This window comes from Janthinobacterium kumbetense, from assembly GCF_023703445.1.
Lineage (GTDB): Bacteria > Pseudomonadota > Gammaproteobacteria > Burkholderiales > Burkholderiaceae_D > Janthinobacterium > Janthinobacterium kumbetense.
The window spans coordinates 226600-246813 of the sequence record NZ_JAMQGR010000007.1; the positions used below are offsets into that span (position 1 = coordinate 226600).

17 protein-coding genes are annotated in these 20214 nt (G+C 63.0%); 14 read left to right on the forward strand and 3 right to left on the reverse strand.

Going from position 1 to position 20214, the window contains the following annotated elements:
• Positions 1–77: 77 nt before the first annotated feature.
• The 3 genes from NCG91_RS19910 (at position 78) to NCG91_RS19920 (ending at position 4095) form a co-directional block, all read left to right on the forward strand.
• Positions 78–2591 carry a TonB-dependent receptor plug domain-containing protein gene (locus tag NCG91_RS19910; RefSeq protein WP_251350916.1) on the forward strand — a complete coding sequence of 838 codons (2514 nt, stop codon included), beginning with the start codon at positions 78–80 and terminating at the stop codon, positions 2589–2591.
• Between the two features lie 20 nt (positions 2592–2611).
• Positions 2612–3535 (forward strand): SAM hydrolase/SAM-dependent halogenase family protein, encoded by a 924-nt coding sequence (locus NCG91_RS19915; RefSeq protein WP_099664989.1) that lies wholly within the window; start codon positions 2612–2614, stop codon positions 3533–3535.
• A gap of 236 nt (positions 3536–3771) precedes the next feature.
• Positions 3772–4095 carry a hypothetical protein gene (locus NCG91_RS19920; RefSeq protein ID WP_251350917.1) on the forward strand — a complete coding sequence of 108 codons (324 nt, stop codon included), beginning with the start codon at positions 3772–3774 and terminating at the stop codon, positions 4093–4095.
• Positions 4096–4196: 101 nt separating this feature from the next.
• On the opposite strand, the gene NCG91_RS19925 is transcribed toward NCG91_RS19920, so the two are convergent.
• The 3 genes from NCG91_RS19925 to NCG91_RS19935 all read right to left on the reverse strand — a co-directional run bounded on the left by NCG91_RS19925 (position 4197) and on the right by NCG91_RS19935 (position 9260).
• A complete protein-coding gene (locus tag NCG91_RS19925) occupies positions 4197–7418 on the reverse strand; it encodes an efflux RND transporter permease subunit (RefSeq protein ID WP_251350918.1) in 3222 nt (1073 codons plus the stop codon).
• A 3-nt stretch (positions 7419–7421) separates the two neighbouring features.
• Positions 7422–8594 (reverse strand): efflux RND transporter periplasmic adaptor subunit, encoded by a 1173-nt coding sequence (locus NCG91_RS19930; RefSeq protein ID WP_077401247.1) that lies wholly within the window; start codon positions 8592–8594, stop codon positions 7422–7424.
• Positions 8595–8834: 240 nt separating this feature from the next.
• Positions 8835–9260, reverse strand: coding sequence for a divergent PAP2 family protein (locus tag NCG91_RS19935; protein ID WP_251350919.1), 426 nt, complete (start codon positions 9258–9260; stop codon positions 8835–8837).
• A 248-nt stretch (positions 9261–9508) separates the two neighbouring features.
• Between NCG91_RS19935 and NCG91_RS19940 the strand changes: the two genes are divergently transcribed.
• The 11 genes from NCG91_RS19940 (at position 9509) to NCG91_RS19990 (ending at position 20190) form a co-directional block, all read left to right on the forward strand.
• Positions 9509–10591, forward strand: a complete 1083-nt coding sequence (locus tag NCG91_RS19940; RefSeq protein WP_251350920.1) for a DUF475 domain-containing protein — start codon at positions 9509–9511, stop codon at positions 10589–10591.
• Positions 10592–10816: 225 nt separating this feature from the next.
• Positions 10817–11392, forward strand: coding sequence for a TerD family protein (locus tag NCG91_RS19945; protein WP_046682304.1), 576 nt, complete (start codon positions 10817–10819; stop codon positions 11390–11392).
• 187 nt (positions 11393–11579) lie between these two features.
• A complete protein-coding gene (locus NCG91_RS19950) occupies positions 11580–12296 on the forward strand; it encodes a TIGR00266 family protein (RefSeq protein WP_035826041.1) in 717 nt (238 codons plus the stop codon).
• Between the two features lie 99 nt (positions 12297–12395).
• Positions 12396–13433, forward strand: a complete 1038-nt coding sequence (locus tag NCG91_RS19955) for an ATP-grasp domain-containing protein (RefSeq protein ID WP_251350921.1) — start codon at positions 12396–12398, stop codon at positions 13431–13433.
• Positions 13430–14587 carry a phosphoribosyltransferase domain-containing protein gene (locus NCG91_RS19960; protein WP_251350922.1) on the forward strand — a complete coding sequence of 386 codons (1158 nt, stop codon included), beginning with the start codon at positions 13430–13432 and terminating at the stop codon, positions 14585–14587. Before NCG91_RS19955 ends, NCG91_RS19960 begins: the two co-directional genes overlap by 4 nt.
• On the forward strand, positions 14565–15317 hold the full coding sequence (locus NCG91_RS19965; protein WP_251350923.1) for an HAD family hydrolase: 753 nt from the start codon (positions 14565–14567) through the stop codon (positions 15315–15317). The genes NCG91_RS19960 and NCG91_RS19965 overlap by 23 nt, the downstream gene beginning before the upstream one ends.
• Entirely contained in the window at positions 15314–16420 is a 1107-nt protein-coding gene (locus NCG91_RS19970; RefSeq protein WP_251350924.1) for a cysteine protease StiP family protein, read from the forward strand. Before NCG91_RS19965 ends, NCG91_RS19970 begins: the two co-directional genes overlap by 4 nt.
• On the forward strand, positions 16413–17399 hold the full coding sequence (locus NCG91_RS19975) for an HpcH/HpaI aldolase/citrate lyase family protein (protein WP_251350925.1): 987 nt from the start codon (positions 16413–16415) through the stop codon (positions 17397–17399). Before NCG91_RS19970 ends, NCG91_RS19975 begins: the two co-directional genes overlap by 8 nt.
• Positions 17396–18634, forward strand: coding sequence for a TerD family protein (locus NCG91_RS19980; protein ID WP_251350926.1), 1239 nt, complete (start codon positions 17396–17398; stop codon positions 18632–18634). Before NCG91_RS19975 ends, NCG91_RS19980 begins: the two co-directional genes overlap by 4 nt.
• A 33-nt stretch (positions 18635–18667) precedes the next feature.
• Positions 18668–19042 carry a DUF8785 domain-containing protein gene (locus NCG91_RS19985; protein WP_046682297.1) on the forward strand — a complete coding sequence of 125 codons (375 nt, stop codon included), beginning with the start codon at positions 18668–18670 and terminating at the stop codon, positions 19040–19042.
• A 194-nt stretch (positions 19043–19236) separates the two neighbouring features.
• Entirely contained in the window at positions 19237–20190 is a 954-nt protein-coding gene (locus tag NCG91_RS19990; protein ID WP_251350927.1) for a hypothetical protein, read from the forward strand.
• The last annotated feature ends 24 nt before the right edge of the window (positions 20191–20214 follow it).

A 20214-nucleotide genomic window follows, 5' to 3' on the forward strand; every position in this document is an offset into this window, starting at 1 on the left:
AGCGCCGGCGGGCGCCTCCCTTAAGCTCATGGCAACTGTTTCCACACCGACACTAATCGAGCCCAAAGGACACCGCCTTGCATCCGCGCCATTCATCCGCCCCCGCCTCCCTTCCCGCCACGCCCCTGCGCGCCATCGTGCTGGCCTGCGCCATGCTGGGCGCACCGTCCGCCTGGGCCCAGGACGCGCAAGCCACCGCCGGCACAGGCGCTGCCGCTGACACGGCCGGCGCCGGCATTGACCAGGTCACCGTCGTCGGCTCGCGCGCGCGCAACCGCACGGTGTTCGACAGCAGCGTGCCCATCGACCGTTTCGGCGCGCGCGAAGTGAGCAATGCGCTGGCGACGGGCGACGTGGGCGCGGCCCTGCAAAACCTGTCGCCCTCGATCAACTTCCCCCGCATCGAGTCGAGCGGCGCGTCGGACTCCGTGCGCGGCATCCAGTTGCGGGGACTGGCGCCCGACCAGGTGCTGGTATTGATCAACGGCAAGCGCCGCCACACGAGCGCCGTGCTCGACACGGAAAGCAGCTTTGCCGGCACCGTGCCGGTGGACATCAACGCCATTCCGCCGAACGCCATCGACCATATCGAAATCCTGCGCGACGGCGCCGGCGCCCAGTACGGCAGCGATGCCGTGGCGGGCGTGATCAACATCGTGCTGAAGAAGGCCCGCACGGGCGGCGCCGCGTCCATCAGCTATGGCGCCAACCACACGCATTTCGACCCGACCGATCAAACCCTGACGGATGGCCAGACCGTCATCGTCAACGCCGACTATGGCGTGCCGCTGGGCGAGGCGGGATTCTTCCGCTTCGGCGCGGAAACGCGGCACCGCTCGCCCACGGAACGTGCCGGCCCCAGCGACGCGGGCTGGACTTCCTACAACTTCACGCCCGCCGACCAGGCGCTCGACGGCAAGGTGGTGTTCAAGTCGGGCGACTCGCGCCAGCGCAACCACTATCTGTTCTACAACACCCAGCTCACCCTGAATAACGGCCTGGACCTGTACTCGTTTGCCACCCTCAACGAGCGCACATCGGACGGCAGCGCCTACTTCCGCTATCCGGGCGACCCGTCGAATGTACTGGCCCTGTATCCGAACGGCTACCGTCCCGTCACCAACGGTGACAAGCGCGACCTCAGCATCGTGGCCGGCGTGCGCGGCAGCTGGGGCGAGTGGAACTGGGACGCCAGCGCGCGCCACGGCAGCGACCGCTTTGACTACGGCGTGAGCCACTCCGTCAACGCCTCGCTGGGCGCGGCCAGCCCCACGCGTTTCAACCTGGCCGGCTTCGACTTCCGCCAGAACGCCTTGAATCTCGATGCGACGCGCAGCATCGACATCGGCTTGCCCGCCCCCTTGAACCTGGCGGTGGGCGCCGAATGGATGCGCGAAACCTACACCAGCTCGGCTGGCGACCCTGCCTCGTATGCCGCCGGCAGCTTTACCGATGCGCCGCCGGGCGCGCAGGCAGGACCCGGCTTGCGCCCTTCGGACGCCTACGACGGCAGCCGGCAAATCCGCTCCGTGTATGCGGACGTGGAAAGCGACCTCACGCCGCGCCTGCTGGTAGGCGCCGCCGCCCGCTATTCCGATTACAGCGACTTCGGCAGCGCCAGCACGGGCAAGCTGTCGACGCGTTATAAAGTGACGGACAACTTCCTTGTGCGCGGTTCGCTGTCGAACAGTTTCCGCGCGCCGGCCCTCGTGCAGACGGGTTTCCGCTTCGCCACCCTGAACTTCAACGCCGATGGCACGGCTCTGCAAACGGCGGCCCTGCTGCCGGCCAGCGACCCGCTGGCGCACAGCTTCGGCGCGCAGCAGCTGAAACCTGAAAAATCGACCAACGTCTCGTTGGGCCTGGCCTGGAAACCGGCCGCCGCCACCAGTGTGACGGTGGACGCCTACGTGATCCGCATCCGCGACCGCATTACGCGTTCGAGCGACTTGCAAAGCGACGCCGTCACGGCCTACCTGGCCGCGAATGACCGCAGCGACATCCAGTCCGTTGCCTACCTGGCCAACCTGCTCGACACCCGGACCAAAGGCCTGGACGTGGTGCTGAACCACGACCTGGCGTTCACCTCAGGCAAGCTGAACCTGAATGCGGCGCTGAACCTGAACAAGACCAGCCTCGACAAGGTACGCCAGAGTTCCGCTGCGCTGGCCAACATCGATCCCAGTCTGACCCTGCTGACGGAGACGAGTTTGTTCCGCATCAAACATGCGTCACCCTCCAGCAAATTAATCCTCGGCGCCGACTGGCAGGCGGCCGGCTGGGGCGTGCAGGCGCGCGCCACGCGCTTTGGCGAGCTGAAAGATTTTTCGTACGACAGCGATGCCCCCTTGATCGACGGCATCCCCGCCCAGCGCTTCGGCGCCGTCTGGTCGCTGGACCTGGAAGGCCAATTGAAACTGAGCAAGCAACTGACCTTGAGCGTGGGCGGCAACAACATCCTCGACCGCTATCCGCAGCGCGTGCGGGAAACGAATAACGCCACGTATGGCGGCGCCCTGCCCTACAATTTCATCAACCCCATCGGCGTCAATGGCGCGTACTTTTACGCTAAATTAAGCTACACGTTCTGACACTGGATACAAAGGAAATCATGATCATCAAACGCCTCTCCCACCTCGTCGCCGGCACCTGCCTGAGCGCCCTCCTGCTGTCGTCCGCCCAGGCCGGCGCGCCGCTGGTGCTGATGACGGACTTCGGCACGGCCGATGGCGCCGTGTCGGCCATGCATGGCGTCGCTTATGGCGTCGATCCGCAGCTGACCATTTCGGACCTGACGCACCAGATTCCCGACTACGATATCTGGCTGGGCGCCTACCGCTTGTACCAGACGGCCAATTACTGGCCGCAAGGCACGGTATTCGTTTCCGTCATCGATCCGGGCGTGGGCACGGCGCGCAAGTCGGTGGTGCTGAAAACCAAGGGCGGGCGCTACTTCGTGGGGCCGGACAATGGCCTGTTCACCCTGATCGCCGAGCGCGACGGCGTGGCCGAACTGCGCGAAATCGATGAAAAGGTCAACCGCCTGGCTGGCTCCGCCGAGTCCTACACCTTCCATGGCCGCGACGTGTACGCGTACGTCGGTGCGCGCCTGGCGTCGGGCGCCATCAGCTATGAACAGGTGGGTCCGCAATTGCCGAGCGAATCCGTGGTGAAGATCGCGTATCAAAAGCCTGTACGCGATGGCAACACGATTCGCGGCATCGTGCCCGTACTGGATGTGAAATACGGCAATGTGTGGACGAACATTCCGAAATCCCTGCTCGATGAATTGCAGGTAAAACTGCACGACCCGCTGCAAGTACGCATCTTGCACAAGGGCAAGCAAGTGGCCAAGGTCACGGCACCGTTCGAGCACACGTTTGGCGGCGTGGCCAAAGGCAAGCCCCTCGTCTACCTGAACAGCCTGCTCGACGTGGCCGTCGCCATCAGCCAGGGCGACTTTGCCGCCAAGCATCACGTCGAGTCGGGCGTGGATTGGGAAGTGGAAGTGAGCAAGGCCCCTGCCGCCAAATAAATCGTCTTGCGCGGCCAGGACGTCCTGTCCTGGCCCACCCCGTATCCCTTGCGGATTTGCGCTGCGTCAAACGCAGCGCGCTCCCCGTCTCCGCCAGCACCGCGCCTGTGCAAGTCCGGTGAACCAGTACCGGCCCGCCTACTCTAAACCTTGCAAGCGATGCCAGCCTTGTTCCAGATACGCAATCTGGCGAGGCATGCGTTTCCACGACAGTCTTTCACTGAAAAGGAACAATCATGACGGCTCCACTCCTGACCACCAGCAAGCTCGTCCTCGGCAGCGCCATCGTCTGTGCGCTGCTGGGCGGTTGCAACAAGCGCAACGATACCAGCACCACCGCCACTCCCGCCGCCACCGCGCCGGCAACGCCGCCCGCCACCAGCGGCACGTCCGGCACCACGGGCACGACCAATCCGGACGCCACCACGCCGGCCACGCCAGGCATGGCACCGGGCACCACCACCAACCCCGATGGCACGACCACCCCGCCCTCCACCACGCCGCCTGGCAATGGCACAGGCACGGGTACAGGAACCACGCCGCCACCGCGCAACAGCTAGCGCGCCCCGTATCCTGGCCAGCCGGGCAGGCAAAAAAAAGAGCCTTCCGCGGAAGGCTCTTGAAATACCACGGCGCAGCGCAAGCTGGCCTTGGCCCGGTTTTACTTTTGCAGGCTGACCGACGCCGCCTTCGGCGTGCGGCGTCCCATCAGGAACAGCACGGCCTTTTTCAGCATGCGGTAAGCGAAGCGCACCAGCAGCAGGGTCAGCACGCACTCGATCAAGGTCAAGATCATGGCTACGGCCACGGGCATGCGCGCGGCGCGGCGGTGGAACTTGGCTACGGCGCCATCGCGGGCGATTTCGATGCTGTCGTAGAAGGTCGGCACGACCAGCAGGGTCAGAATCGTCGAGGTGATGGTGCCGCCGATGATGGCGATCGCCAATGGACGGTAGAACTCGCCGCCCTCGCCCAGGCCCAGCGCCACGGGGAACATGCCGGCAATCAGCGCGAACGTCGTCATCAGGATGGGGCGTAGACGCATGCGGCCCGCGTACATCAGCGCGTCCTCGCGGCCATGGCCCTCTTCCTCGCGCTTGCGCGCCGCGTCCAGCAACAGGATGGCGTTCTTGGCGACCAGCCCCATCAGCATGATGATGCCGATAAAGCTCATCAGGTTGAGGGTGTTATTCGTGATCACCAGCGCCACCACCACGCCGATCAAACTGAGCGGCAAGGACATCATCACGGCCACCGGCGCGGTAAATGAACCAAACTGCATGACCAGGATCAAATACATCAAGCCGATACCCATCACCAGCGCGATCAGCATTTCCGTGAACAGCTCTTGCTGGTCCTGGCCGGCGCCACCGAGCGCCAGGCCGTAGCCGGGCGGGAAGTCAATGGAATTGGCCAGCTTCATGGCGTCGCTCGTCACTTCGCCGTTCGAGCGGCCTTGCGCATTGGCCGACACGGTAATCGTGCGCTTGCCATTCTTGTGCTCGATGCCGGACGGGCCCTTGCCCATGGTGATGGTGGCGATCTGGTCGAGCGGGACCATTTGCGAAGTCCCCGTCACGCTGATCGGCAGGCGCTCGATGTTTTCCGACGCCACGCGGTCATCGGGATGCAGGCGCACGGCCACGTCGCGCGTTTCGCCCGTCGGATCGACCCAGTCGCCCACTTCCACGCCGGCAAAGGCCACGCGCAACGATTGCGCCGCGTCATTGACGGAAATGCCCATCGAGTTGGCTAGGCCACGGTTGAGCTCAATCTGCAGCTCGTTCTTCGGGTCTTGCTCGGACAGGCCCACGTCGACGGCGCCAGGAATCGTGCGCAGCTTGTCCATATAGGCATTCGTGATTTCCATCAATTTACGCGAATCCGGGCCCGTGAATTCCACCTGGATCGGTTTTTGCGAACCGTTGCTCAAATCATCCTGCACCACGTATTCGGCGCCCACCAGGCGGGACATCTTTTCGCGCAGCTCGACGGCGATTTCCTTGGCCGAACGCTTGCGGGTATTGCGCTTGCCGATGTCGACATAAACGCGTCCGCCGCCTGCATTGATGGAACTGTTGGTATCCTTGGTTTCAGGCAAGGTACGCGCCAGCACGGCCGCCGCTTCCAGTTTCAAACGCGAATACTCGATGCTGCTCGACGATGGGGTGCGCACATTGATCATCAAGTTGCCCGAATCGGATGCTGGCAGGAAACTCGTGCCGCCATGGGTAGCGTGCAGGACGATGGCGCCTACCAGGCTGCCGAAGGCGATCACGGCCATCCAGCGGCGATGATGCAGGGCCCAGGCGATCACGCGGCCATAACGGTCGGCCTGGTGGTCGAACCAGTGGTTGAATTTTTCCAGTACGCGGCCGATGCCTTTTTTCGGCGCCGAGTGTTCCTCGACCGGGTCGCCCCAGTAAGCCGACAACATCGGGTCGAGCGTAAACGAGATGCCCAGGCTGACCAGTACCGAGCACGTCACCGTCAAGGCAAACGGGCGGAACCATTCGCCGGAGATGCCGGGCATGAACGCGACGGGAATGAAGACGGCGATGATGGAGAAGGTCGTGGCGGCCACGGCCATGCCAATCTCGGCCGTGCCTTCCAGCGCGGCCGTGCGGCGGTCCTTGCCCATTTGCATGTGGCGCACGATGTTTTCACGCACGACGATGGCATCATCGATCAGCACGCCAATGGCCAGCGACAAGCCCAGCAAGGTCATGAAGTTCAGGGTAAAGCCGCACAGCCACACGGCAATGAAGGCGGCAATCACGGACGTAGGCAGGCTCAGCGCCGTGATCAGGGTCGAACGCCACGAGTTCAGGAAGGCGTAGACGACGAAAATCGTCAGCACGGCGCCCAGTACCAGCGATTCGATCACATTGTTCAAGCTATGCTGGGCGTTTTCGCCGCCGTCGCGCGTCACTTGCAGGATCGTGCCTTTCGGCAAGGTCTTGTTGATTTCCGCCACCATGTCGCGGATCTTGTTGGCCACGCTGACGGTGGAAGCGTCGCGCACGCGGGTGATCGAAATGCCCACGTTGGGCTTGCCGCTGCGCATGCTCAGGCTGTTGACTTCGGCAAAGCCATCTTCGATGGTGGCCACTTGCGCCAGACGGACGATTTCCTCGCCGCGGCGCTTGATTACCACTTTTTCGAAGTCGCTTGGCGACTCGATGCGGCCCACGAGGCGGATGCTTTTCTCGTCCAGGGTGCCGCGCACCTTGCCCACGGGCGCATTCGTATTCTGGTTGCGCAAGGCGGTGACGACGTCGCTGACGGAAACATTGTATTCACGCAACTTTTCCGCCCGCAGCAGCACGGACAGTTCGCGCTTGAGCGAACCGCCCACGTTGACCAGCGCCACGCCATCGACGGTGCGGAAGCGGTCCGACAGCACGTCCTCGGCCAGGCGCGAAATTTCCGCATGGCTTTGCGTATTCGACGACAGGGCCAGCTGCATGATGGGCTCTGCAGCCGGATCGATGCGCTGCAGGATAGGTTCGCGCATTTCCGTCGGCAACTTGTAGCGCACGGCGGCAATCGCATTGCGGATATTGTCGGACGCTTCGATCAAATTGGTATTGAAGGAAAACTTCAGGAAGATGCTGGCCGAACCTTCATTCGAATCGCTGTTGACTTCGGTCACGCCGGAAATGCTTTGCAAGGACTTTTCCAGGCGGTTCACCACTTCGCGCTCGACCGTGTCGGGCGACGCGCCAGGGTAAGGAATGCTGACGACGATGAACGGTACTTCGACGTCCGGGTTCTGGTTGACGCGCAATTTCTTGAGCGCCAGCAAGCCGACGCACATCATGGCCAGGATCAGGACGATGGTGGCGGTGGGCCGCTTGATACTGAAATCGGAAAGGAACATGGCTTAGTTTCCTTTACCGGCAACGGCGGTGCTGCTGCTGGCCACGGCGGCGGCTGGCACGGCCTTGGCGGCCGTCAATTCCACTTTCTGGCCATCCTTGAAGGTCGAGCCCGGCGTGCGCAGCACGGTATCGCCGCTGGCCAGGCCGCTTTGCACTTCCCACTGGCCCGTGCGCACGTCGCGCGCGCCGATGCGCAAGTTGACTTTATGTAAAGCCTTGTCCTTGACTTTCCACGTGTACGTGACGTCGCCCGCCTTCACCAGGGCCGAGTCGGGTATCATCAGCGCGCTGACGGTTTCCGTCTCGATGCGGCCTTCCGCATACAGGCCGGCCACGCGCGGTTGTTCCTTGTCATTGAAATCGACGAGCACGGCCACCTGGCGCGTGACGGCGTTGGCGGCCGGATCGACGCGGCGCACCTTGCCAGCGAAATCCTGTCCCGGATAACCATTGATGCGGAACAATACGGGCTGGCCCACCTTGACGACGCCGATCTTGTCGGCCGACACCAGGCCTTCCAGGCGCATGCTGGTTGGATCGATGACCTTGATCAATTCCTTGCCGATTTGCGCCGTATCGCCATTCGATACCTTGCGCTCGCTCACGATGCCGTCGAACGGCGCGCGCACGAGGGTGCGCTGCAACTGCTGGCGCGCTTGCACCGCGCGGCTTTTCGCGGCGGACAGATCGCTTTGCGCATTGTTGCGGCGGATTTCCGCGTCTTCCAGCGCCTGCGTCGAGGTCATGCCCGAAGCGCGCAGGGTTTTCATGCGCTGGAACATGCGTTCGGACTGCTCCAGCACCTGGCCGGCGGCGCGGCTGGCTTCCTCGGCCGAATTGAGGCCGTCGCGGATCGACGTTTCGTCCAGGCGCACCAGCACGTCGCCCCGCTTGACGATTTCACCATTTTCCTTCATGACCTGGATCACCACGGCCGACACTTCGGCGCGCAAATCCGCGTTGCGCTCAGGCTGCACGGAGCCGGTGATGACCGGCCCCGACGCCAGCGCATTGCTCTGGATGGTCAGCAAGTCTTCCGGGGACACGAGCAAATTGGCGGCAGCGCCCGCCTGTTCCTTGGCATTCTTGCCGCCCTTGCCGGGATCTTTGGACTCTTTGCCGCAGGCGGCCAGGGCAGAAGCGATTGCCAGAACAAACAGGGTTTTGCGCAACATGGGTAATTCTCCGGATAGATAGCACCACTACCGTTCCCGCGGCCCGGATAGGGCTGCAAGCGATAGCAGGCATAATATTTTTATTAAAACCACAAGCGCCAAAGTATCCATGAGCGCATCCGGGCATGTCAATCGGCGGTTTCCTGTAATGCTTTAATCAATGGATGAAACGTAGTTTTTACGCCCTGAAACGCAAAACCCCGCCTTGAAGCGGGGTTTTGCGTTTCAGGGGAAGCGAACTTAGCGGCCGAAAACGGTGTTGATCAGGAAACCGATGGCCACGCCCGTGCACAGGCCGCCGGCGATTTCCACCAGGGTATGGCCCATGCGCTCGCGCAACCAGGTATGCGCGGGGCTGGTCGCTTCCTTGGCCAGGCGGTTGATGGCGGCCGCCTGCTTGCCCACGTGCTGGCGCAGGCTGTTGGCGTCGATGATGACGATGAAGGCCAGGGTCACTGCCACGCCGAAGGCGGGATGGCCGATGCCTTCGCGCAAGGCGATCAGGGTCGCCATGCTGGACACGACGGCGCTATGGTTGCTGGGAAAGCCGCCATTGCCGACCAGACCGAACGCCCATTGCCGCGTGCGGACACTGTTGATCAGGAATTTGATCGGTCCGACCAGGATCCAGGTGATCAGGGGCGTGACGAGGTAAGCGATATCCACGGGGTATTCCTTCTTATATATATGTAGAGAATGTGTCAGGGGCTGCGGCAGCCAGACAGGCGCGCCGCAATTATCGCAGAACATCCGCGCCAGCAGAACTGTCTGTCGTCAGCCTATAAAACGCCGCCCCCGGCGGCAACTAATATAAAATCATGGCATATACAACAATTGACGTATATCAACACTCAGTGCGGCGCACACAGCGGCGCGGATAATCAAACGTCTTTTATACTTGCAACGGGGTACTCATGCGGCATTTCAGAATTTCCTTTTTAGTCACTTTTATCCTGATGGCTGTGTCAGGCTGGTGGGGTTACAGCCATGGCGGCATGCCGGGCCTGATCCAGGCGCTGTGGATCACGGGCGTGCTGGGCATCATGGAAGTATCTCTGTCGTTCGACAATGCGGTGGTGAATGCCTCGGTCTTGCGTCACTGGAATGAATTCTGGCAAAAACTGTTCTTGACGGTAGGTATCCTCGTGGCCGTCTTCGGCATGCGGCTGCTGTTTCCATTGGTCATCGTTTCCGTCGCCACGGGCCTGGGCCTCGTCGACGTATGGACCATGGCCACCACGACGCCCGATGTGTACGCCAAGCACCTGACGGACAACCATGCGCAAGTGGCGGCCTTCGGCGGCGCCTTCCTGCTGCTGGTGTTCCTGAACTTCCTGTTCGACGACGAGAAGGAATTGCACTGGCTGGGCTGGGCCGAGGAAAAAGTCAACGCGCTGGGCACGGAAAGCCTGGCCGTGCTGATCACCATGGGTGCCGTGGCTGCCTGCGTGGCGATGGGCCCCGTGGAACAAAAATACAGCGTGCTCGCGTCGGGCATCGTCGGCATCGCCGTCTACATCGGCGTGAACTGGATCAGCGGCTTGCTGGAAGAAGGCGAACCGGACTTGCAGGATGACGCAGAAGAAAACGCCGCGCCGGCCAGGAACGGCAATGGCGACCTGGTAAAAACCGTGGCGCGCGGCAGCATCGGCGGCTTCCTGTACCTGGAAGTGCTGGACGCCTCGTTCAGCTTTGACGGCGTGATCGGCGCGTTCGCCATCACCAACGACGTCGTCATCATCATGCTGGGCCTGGCCATCGGCGCCATGTTCGTGCGCTCGATGACGGTATACCTGGTGCACAAGGGCACGCTGGACGAATTCGTCTACCTGGAGCACGGCGCCCACTATGCGATCGGCATCCTCGCCTTGATCATGCTGGCGTCCGTCAAGTACCATATTCCGGAGTGGTTCACGGGCCTGTCGGGCGTGGCCTTCATCCTGGTCTCGCTGTGGTCATCCTTGCGTTATCGCAAACGGCACGCGGCACAAGCTTGAAATCGGGGGTTCCGCCCCCAATTGAGAGAGTAATGGCACGAGCGCCTTGCGCTCATCCCATGAAGGCATGTTTAACAACGCCTGACAAAACCGTAGCGAGCGGAAGGAAGTTGTGGCAGAGAAGCGCAACTGTACGAAGGTACAGTGAGCATCGCAGGCCGCAAATTACGACGCGCAGTAGGTTTTGATTGGCGTTTTGAGTTAATTACTGAAAAGGAGCACCACATGGCAATCAGTTTGCAAAAAGGCGGCAACGTCAACCTGAGCAAGGAAGCACCGAACCTGAAGAAGATCATCGTCGGCCTCGGCTGGGATCCTCGTTCGACGGACGGCGCCACCTTCGACCTTGACGGTAGCGCTTTCCTCCTGAAAAGCGACGGCAAAGTCCGTGGCGACTCTGACTTCATTTTCTACAACAACCTGAAGTCGACCGACGGCTCCGTCGTCCACACGGGCGACAACACCACGGGCGAAGGCGAAGGCGACGATGAGCGCATCGAAATCGACCTGACCCGCGTACCAGCCGACATCGACCGCATCAGCATCACCGTCACCATTCACGACGCCGACGCGCGCCGCCAGAACTTCGGCATGGTGTCGAAAGCCTTCATCCGCTGCCTGAACGCGGAAGGCGAAAAAGAAATCGCCCGCTACGACCTGTCCGAAGACAGCTCGACGGAAACGGCGATGATCTTTGGCGAAATCTACCGCTACAACGGCGAATGGAAGTTCAAGGCTATCGGCCAGGGCTTCAACGGCGGCCTGGGCCCACTGGCCCGCTCTTTCGGCGTCAACGCCTAATTCACACTCGTTAAACCTACTGCGCCGCTCACTTTCGGGCCTGCGTTGCTCGCTGTACCTGCGTACAGCTGCGCGACTTAACCCGAAATCGAGCTTGCTCGCTACGGTTTTCCGGGGTGAATTGTATAAATGTCATATCATCACTGCCGCCTGCACAGCTCAGGCGGCTTTTTTTTGGAGATTTATCATGCCAGTATTTAGTGTCACGGGCGACGTCGATCCTTTCCTCCACGTCAGCATGAAACAGGGCGAAACCATCTATTGCGAATCCGATGCGATGGTGATGATGGAAACGGCGCTGGACTTGAAGGGCAAGATGACGGGCGGCCTGGGCAGCGCCATCATGCGCCGCTTCGCCAACGGCGAATCGTTCTTCCAGCAGCACATCGAAGCGGTGCGCGGCAGCGGCGATTGCCTGCTCTCGCCCACCCTGCCGGGCGCCATCGAAGTGGTCGACGTGGGCGCGCGCCAGTACCTGCTCAACGACGGCGCCTTTGTCGCCGCCACCTCGGGCACGGAAATGAAGGTGCGCACGCAAAGCATCGGCAACGCATTGTTCGCCCAGTCGGGCGGCTTCTTCGTCATGGAGACGGCCGGCACGGGGCAAGTGGTGGTGTCGGGCTTCGGCTCCATGTTCCAGCTCGATGTCGAGCCGGGCAAGGATGTCGTGATCGACAATTCCCACGTCGTGTGCTGGGACAATAGCCTGAAATACGAGATTTCCGTGACCACGGGTGGCGGCGCCAGCGGCGGCGGCATCGGCGGCTTCCTCGGCAATATCGTCAACAGCGTGACCAGCGGCGAAGGCATCGTGCTGCGCTTTTCCGGCTCGGGCAAGGTGTTCATCTGCTCGCGCAACCGCGACGCCTTCCTCAAATGGACGGCATCCGGCAAGGCCGGCTGATTCCCCCTCCTCTCTAAGGCCAGGTTAAGTCTGGCCGCTTAGAATCCCCGCGCGCGCACCTGCGCGCGGCTTCCCCCTATTTCCACCCGGTCCCCGTACATGCAAAGAGTCTGGTTCAACAAAACATTTTCCTCCGTCGGCACGGCCATGCGCCTGATCCGCGAGGCCGATATGGCCGCGACAAACGGTGCGCCCCGCTATCACCTCGTGTGCAGCAATACGAACGCGCACGCGGCCGCCTTCCTGGCGGCCCACGAATACGCGGTCGAACCGTCCGGCCTCACGGGTCTCGATTATGTCGCGTGGTGCCTGGAGTTTTGCCGCGACCGGGGCATCACGATTTTCTGGCCCGGCAAGGAAGCAGGCCTGATCGGCAGCGCCAGCGCGCGCTTCGCCGCCATCGGCACGCGCGTGCTCAGCGTGGCCAGCGAAGAGACGCTGGCCCTGATGCATGACAAGGCGCGCTTCTGCGACGGCCTCGACCTGCCCATGGCGCGCCCGGCCGACTACCGCGCCGTCACAAACATCGCCGAATACGACGCCGCCTGCGCCGAACTGCGTCCGCTGCATCGCAAGCTGTGCATCAAGCCGTCCGAATCCGTGTATGCCCTGGGCTTTGCCATTCTCGATGAAGAGCGCACCAGCGCCCAGCTGTTGCTGGCCGGCGCCGCCTACCAGATCAATGTGCAAGAGCTGCGCAACGGCCTGGCGCAGATGGAAACGTTCAAGACCCTGCTGCTGATGGAATACCTCGATGGCCACGAATACAGCGCCGACTGCGTCGCCGACCAGGGCAAGCTCGTTTGCGCCGTGCCGCGCAAGAAACTGCACGGGGGCGGCAGCGGCCAGCTGATCGAGCTGCGCGCCGACTTGCTGGCGGCCTGCGACAAACTGGCGCGCGACTACCGCCTGAATGGCGTCTTCAACATCCAGTTCCGCGAAGGCGCGAATGGCCTGGCCTTGTTGGAGATCAATCCGCGCATGTCGGGCGGCATCGGCATGGCGTGCGCGGCCGGCCCCAACCTGCCCTACCTGGCGCTGGCCGGTTTCGACCAGGGTTTCGACAAGCTCACCGTGCCCGCCATCCAGGAAGGCATGCGCGTGGGCGAAGCCGCCTACGCCGTGGAGCTGCCATGAACCTCGTCAAGCAGCAGATGCCCACGGGCGAGCTGACCCTGAAAGTGGACGAGGCGCGCTTTCCGCTGGATTGGCTGATCGGCTTTGCCGCGCGCGCCAACGCCAAGCGGGGCTTTTTGTTCCTGTCCAAGGTGCTGGGCAAGCACTGGCCCGTCACGCCGCGCGCCATGCAAACCATCCACGACGACCTGGCAGCGCAGATTCCCCCCAGCCTGCCCGGTCCCGTCGTCTTCATCGCCATGGCGGAAACGGCCGTCGGCCTGGGCCAGGGCGTGTTCGAGGCGTGGCTGCGCGCGAACCCGAATGGCAAGGCCCTGTTCTTGCACAGCTCGCGCTACCGCGTGGGCAGCGTGCCCTTCTTCGAATTCGAGGAATCGCACAGCCACGCGCCGCGCCAGTTCCTGCACCTGTCGGACGCGGCCAGCGCCCTGTTTTCCACGGCGCGCAGCCTGGTGCTGATCGACGATGAAGCGTCGACCGGCAACACCTTCGCCAACCTGGTGCAAGTGTGCCGCGCGCGCTATCCGCAGCTGGAAAAGCTGCACCTGGGCGTGATCACCAATTTCATGGGCCAGGCAGCCAACGCGGGCTTGAGTGAGCGTTTCGGCCTGCCCACCAGCATAGGCGCAGCCTTGTCCGGCCACTACGCCTTCCAGGCCGGCGCTGCGCCGGCACCCGTGGCGGCCAGCGCGCAGCGCTTCGAGGCGAATGCGGAACGGGGCGCCAGCCCCGCGTTCGGGCGCATCGGCGTGGGCCGCGCCTTGAATCCGCCGCAAGGCCTGGCGATGCAGCTGGCGCAGGAAATCGGCGCCGGCGACTCCGTGCTGGTGCTGGGCACGGGCGAATTCATGCATCCGTCGTTTTTGCTCGCGCGCGAATTGGAAAGCCTGGGCAAGAACGTGGTGGTGCAATCGACCACGCGCTCGCCGATTTTGTCGTGGGGCTCCGTCGGCCACATCGTCCGCTGCGACGACAATTACGGCGAAGGCATCGCCAATTACCTGTACAACGTGGCGCCCGGCCAGTACCAGCACGTTTTCATCTGCCATGAAACCCCGGCCAGCCCGGCCCTCATGCAACTCGCCGGCCAGCTCAATGGCCGCCTGTTCCACTTTCAGTCAGAGACCAAAATTGAAGAAATTCCTGTTTGTTGATCTGGACGACACACTGTTCCAGACCCCGAAAAAATGCCCCGGCGAGACCGACCTTCAGCCAGCCGCCTACCTGAAGAATGGCGACGCCTGCTCGTTTACGACGGCGCGCCAGCGCGCCTTCTTTGAGTTCGCGCAAAGCGGCATGACCCTGATTCCCGCCACGGCGAGAAATGGCGACGCCTTCCGCCGGGTCGACCTGCCGTTTACCAGCTACAGCGTGCTCGATTACGGCGGCATCGTGCTGCAGCCGGGCGGCGCGCTCGACGCGGGCTGGCTGTCCCTGATGCAGGACGACATGCAGACGGCCTTGCCGGGCCTGCGGGACGCCATGCGCATCATCGACGATTTCCAGGCCAAGACGGGCATGCCTTCGCGCGCGCGCCTGATCGAGGACTACAACACGCCGTTCTACATCGTCGTCAAGGACCATGAAGCGCGCGGCGAGCGCCTGGCCGACATCGAAGAGCAGGTGCTGCAGCAGTGGATCGCCACGGAAGGCAGCGACTACTTCATCCACCGCAACGGCAACAACCTGGCCGTGCTGCCGAAGACCTTGAACAAGGCGCGCGCCGTGGCTTACCTGCGCGCGGAACTGGAAGCCGAACACGGCCCCATCGTCAGCTTCGGCATGGGCGACAGCCGTTCGGACGCCCGCTTCATGGCCGCCTGCGACTACGCCATCATCCCCAACGGCACCCAGTTGGCGGCACTCACGGTGGCGGCGCTATGACCGACGGCACGCAGCATTTCAGCGGCAGCTACCGCCAGGAAGACGTGGAGTTTCTGCTCACGCCGATGGCGCTCGAGCCTATCCTCGACCTGGCCGAAAAAGAACGTCTGATCCAGTCGGGCCAGCGCCACTACAGCGAAATGCTGTCGCCGGAATCCCTGCCCTCGCCCGCCTACCTGGCCCTGTTCCAGAGCGCGTTCGCGGCCAACCGCCTGCAAATGGCGCGCGACTGCCTGCGCCTTGCGGCCCTGATCGCGGCGCGCCGCACGGGCTCCATTACGCTGGTGTCGCTGGCGCGCGCCGGCACGCCCGTGGGCGTCATCCTGGGCCATTTGCTGCGCCAGGTGTTCCAGCGCGAGTGCCAGCATTATTCCGTCTCCATCATCCGCGACCGCGGCATCGACGCGAACGCCCTGCAGCACATCCTGGCGCACGGCCATGGCGCTGAATCCCTCGTCTTCGTCGACGGCTGGACGGGCAAGGGCGTGATTTCGCGCGAACTGCGCCAGACGGTCAACGACTTCAACGCGGCGCATGGCACGGCCATCGACGGCGGCCTGTTCGTGCTGTCAGACCTGGCCGGCACGGCCGCCTGCGCCGCCTCGGCCAGCGACTACCTGATCCCGTCAAGCATTTTGAATGCCACTGTCTCGGGCCTCGTCAGCCGCTCCGTGTTAAATGAAGCCATCGGCCCGGACGACTTCCACGGCTGCGTGTATTACGCGCAGTTCGAACAGCACGACCAGTCGCGCGCTTTCGCCGACGGCCTCGTGGCCGACGCCATGGCGATTGCCGCCAGCAGCGGCATCCCGCTGGCCGAAGCGAGCGATGCGCCAGCCATGGCGGCCCGCTCGCAAGCCTACATGGCCGCGGCGCAGCAAGAGTACGGCATCAGCGACATCAACCTGATCAAGCCAGGCATCGGCGAAGCGACCCGCGTGCTGCTGCGCCGCGTGCCCGAGCGCCTGATCGTGCGCGACACGAATGCGCCGGACGTGGCACATTTGCTGCTTCTGGCGCAGGAAAAAGCCATACCCGTCACAGTAGAACCGGCGCTGCCTTACCAGGCGGTCGCCCTTATCAGGAGCGCAGTCGATGGATAACAACTCCCTACACCCGCAAAGCGAACATAAGGCGGCGCTGGGCGCCTCCATGTATGTGCCGACCACGCACAAGGATTTACTGGCGATCGCCAATGGCGACAAATTCAGCCATTTGCGTTCGGTCATACTTTGCACCGAAGACGCCATCGCGGAACGCGACCTCAGTTACGCCCTGTTCAATTTGTCGCTGGCGCTGCAAAACATGGGCGCCGAATCGGATACCTTGCGCTTCGTGCGCGTGCGCAATCTCGAGGTGCTGGCGCGCGTGCTGTCCATGCCCGGCGCCGACAAATTGAGCGGCTTCGTGCTGCCCAAGTCCACGCGCCACAACTTCGCCGCGTATTTCGAGCTGGTGCGCCACACGCACCATTTGCTGATGCCGACCCTGGAAACGGCGGAAGTGTTCGACGACGAGGAAATGAAGCAGTTCCGCCTCCTCCTGTCGGCGCCGGAAGTGCGCCGCCGCATCCTGGCCCTGCGCATCGGCGGCAACGATCTGCTGGCCCTGCTGGGCTTGCGCCGCCCTACCAGCGGCACCATCTATTCAACCCCGCTGGGACAGGTCATCGGCCGCCTGGTGACCATCTTCAAGCCGCACGGCTTCCAGCTGACGGCGCCCGTCTTCGAGCACCTGTCGCAAGGTAGCTGGCTCGATGCGGAAGTGGCGCAGGACATGGCGCACGGCATGATCGCCAAGACGGCCATCCACCCGGACCAGGTGCCGCAAATCGAACGCCACTACCAGGTGGCGCAGTCGGACATCGAACTGGCGCTGCGCATCATCGATCCGGACAGCCCGGCCGTGTTCCGCATGCAGGAATCGATGTGCGAAGTGGCCACGCACAGCAGCTGGGCGCAACGCATCATCGAGCAGGCGCGCCTGTTCGGCATCCGCCACGCGGCCGACACGGCGCCGGCGCACGTACCGACTACCTCATTGACTCAACTCTCAAGCGACGAAGGGATTGCACGACCATGACCAATTTCACACGCGGACAAAAAGGCAAACTGGCTGACCTGGGCTTGAATGGCCCCTTTGCCGTCACGCTCGATATCGTATCGGGTTCGATGGAAGTGGACGTCAGCTGCTTCGGCGTCGATGCGGCCGGCAAGCTGTCGGACGACCGCTACATGGTGTTCTTCAACCAGAAAAACGCGCCGGACAACGCCATCACGGTGGACTTGAACGGCCCCCGCTCCACCTTCCAGGTGGACCTTTCCCGCCTGCCCGCCTCCATCGACAAGCTGGTCTTCACGGCGGCGACGGAACAGGGCAGCATGCGCGCGCTGGGCAATTCCAGCATGGCGCTGGGCCAGGCAGCCACGTTTGCCTTCACGGGCAATGACTTCCAGGACGAGAAAGCCGTCATCATCGGCGAACTGTATCGCCGCGACGGCAGCTGGCGCTTCGGCGCCGTGGGCCAGGGTTTCGCGGGCGGCCTGGCGGCGCTGCTGAAGCACTTCGGCGGCAGCGAGGCGGCGCAATCGTCCCCGGCGCCGGTCCCCGTGCCTGCGCCAGCGGCCCCGCCGGCGGCGAATAAAATCTCGCTGTCGAAGATCCGCCTGGAAAAGCGCGGCGACAAGATTTCGCTCGACAAGCGCGACAGCGGCGGCTATGGCCGCATCCGCGTCAACCTGAACTGGAACCAGAACGCGTCGCAGGGCCAGGCGCCCGCCTCGAAGCTGGACACGGGCTTCCTCGGCAAGCTGTTCAACAAGCCGGCCGGCCGTGCGGGCGGCATCGACCTCGACATCGGCTGCCTGTTCGAAATGAGCAGCGGCGCCAAGAGCGCCGTGCAGGCGCTGGGCAACAGCTGGGGCGCATATGACCGTCCGCCGTACATCCACCTGGAAGGCGACGACCGCACGGGCAGCGTCAGCAGCGGCGAAAACATCTTCATCAACGGCACCCATTTCGACCAGATCAAGCGCGTGCTCGTGTACGCGTTCATCTACGAAGGCGTGCCGAACTGGGCTGCCACGGATGGCGTCGTGACGATCGAAATTCCCGGCCAGCCGACCGTGGAAGTGCGCCTCGACAGCGACAGCCAGCACGCCATGTGCGCCATCGCCATGCTGGAAAACCACGGCGGCAACCTGCAGGTCACAAAATTGGTGGAATACTTCGGCGGCCAAGGTAAAATCACGGCGCACCAGGCGATGGACGAGCGCTACAACTTTGGTCTCAACTGGAAAGCCGGACGGAAAGATTAATTCTTTCTCCAATTAAACAATTCACCTCCTAACATGACCCCAACGACCAAAAAAGTCACCTTCGCCTTCGCCATCTTCCTCGTGGCCGGCTTCCTGCTGCTGGCAGCCTACACGTGGATGGCCCTCAGCTTCTCGTACTCGGAAGGCGAACGGGCGGGCTACCTGCAAAAGTTCTCCAAGCGGGGCTGGATCTGCAAGACATGGGAAGGTGAATTGCTGCTGACGGCGCTGCCGGGCACCATCCCGGAAAAATTCCAGTTCAGCGTGCGCGATGAAGAAGTGGCGAAGCAATTGACGGCGGCCGCCGGCAAGCGCATCCTCGTCACCTACAGCCAGCACAAGGGCGTGCCCACGCAATGCTTCGGCGAGACGGAATATTTTGCCGATAAAGTCGTATTGAGCCAGTAATACCGTAATTTCGCAGTCCCGCGCCGGCCAGCCCTTCCAGGCCGGCGCCTCACACATTCTCACTTTCTTGTACACTTGTGACAATTTCTGGCTGAACAGTTTACAAATGTAGTCAATGTGCAAGATTCTTGTGCCATCGCATGTCGCTCCGCCAGCCGATCGTTAGCGTGTATTCACCCGTCACTGGAAACGTCATGCGCATACCATTCATCGCCCTGGCGCTGCTGGTCGCCTCGCACCCCCTGTCCGCCCGGGCACAGGACTTGTCCGGCATGGCCGGCGCCCTGAAAGTCAGCTCGACCAATGAGCGTACCTTTGTCGCCGCCATCAGCTACACGCAGCCCGTGGGCAACTACAATGCCGTGAGCCTGTCCTACATCAACGAGGGCCATCCGCAAGACCATCACCGCGACGGCATGGCGGGCCAGGCCTGGCTGCGCACGAAAAAAGTGGAGCAAGGCCTGATGCTGGGCGCCGGCGTAGGCCGCTACTTCTTCTTCGACACGGCCAGGACCGACGACGGCCTGCACAACTTCGACAATGACCACGGCTGGGGCTCCATCGTCAGCCTGCAGGCGCGCTGGCAATTCGACAACCGCTGGTATGCGCAAGCGCAGCTCAACCGCATCAAGCCCGACGGCAAGGACAACACCACGCACCTGCTGCTCGGCGCCGGCTACCGCTATGACGGCGTGCCGGGCGCCAAGCTGCACTTGCAAAACTGGGCGTACGACGACACCTTGACCTTGGCGACGGGCCACACCATCGTCAACAGCCTGCGCTCCGAGTCCTCGCGCCCCTTCACGCTGGAATACCGGCGCGCGGCGGGAAAATACGTGGACTGGACCGTCACCGCCCTCGATGAAGGCAACACCGACCTGGCGCACCGGCGCGGCGTGGCCGCCCAGCTGTGGCTGATCCGCTCGCTCAATGAAAAGGTGGAATTCGGCATGGGCGGCGGCCCGTACGTGGCGTGGGACGGGCGCGACAGCCAGGGCCACGGAACGCGCCTGACAGGCTTGCTGTCGGCCGCGGCCCGCTACCACGTCAACCGCCGCTGGGTGGCGCAAGTGGCGTGGAACCGGGTCATCACCGATTACCACCGCGATGCGGATGTGCTGCTGGTGGGGGTGGGACGGAAGTTTTGAGGGAGATGCAGACGTAACCCAAAC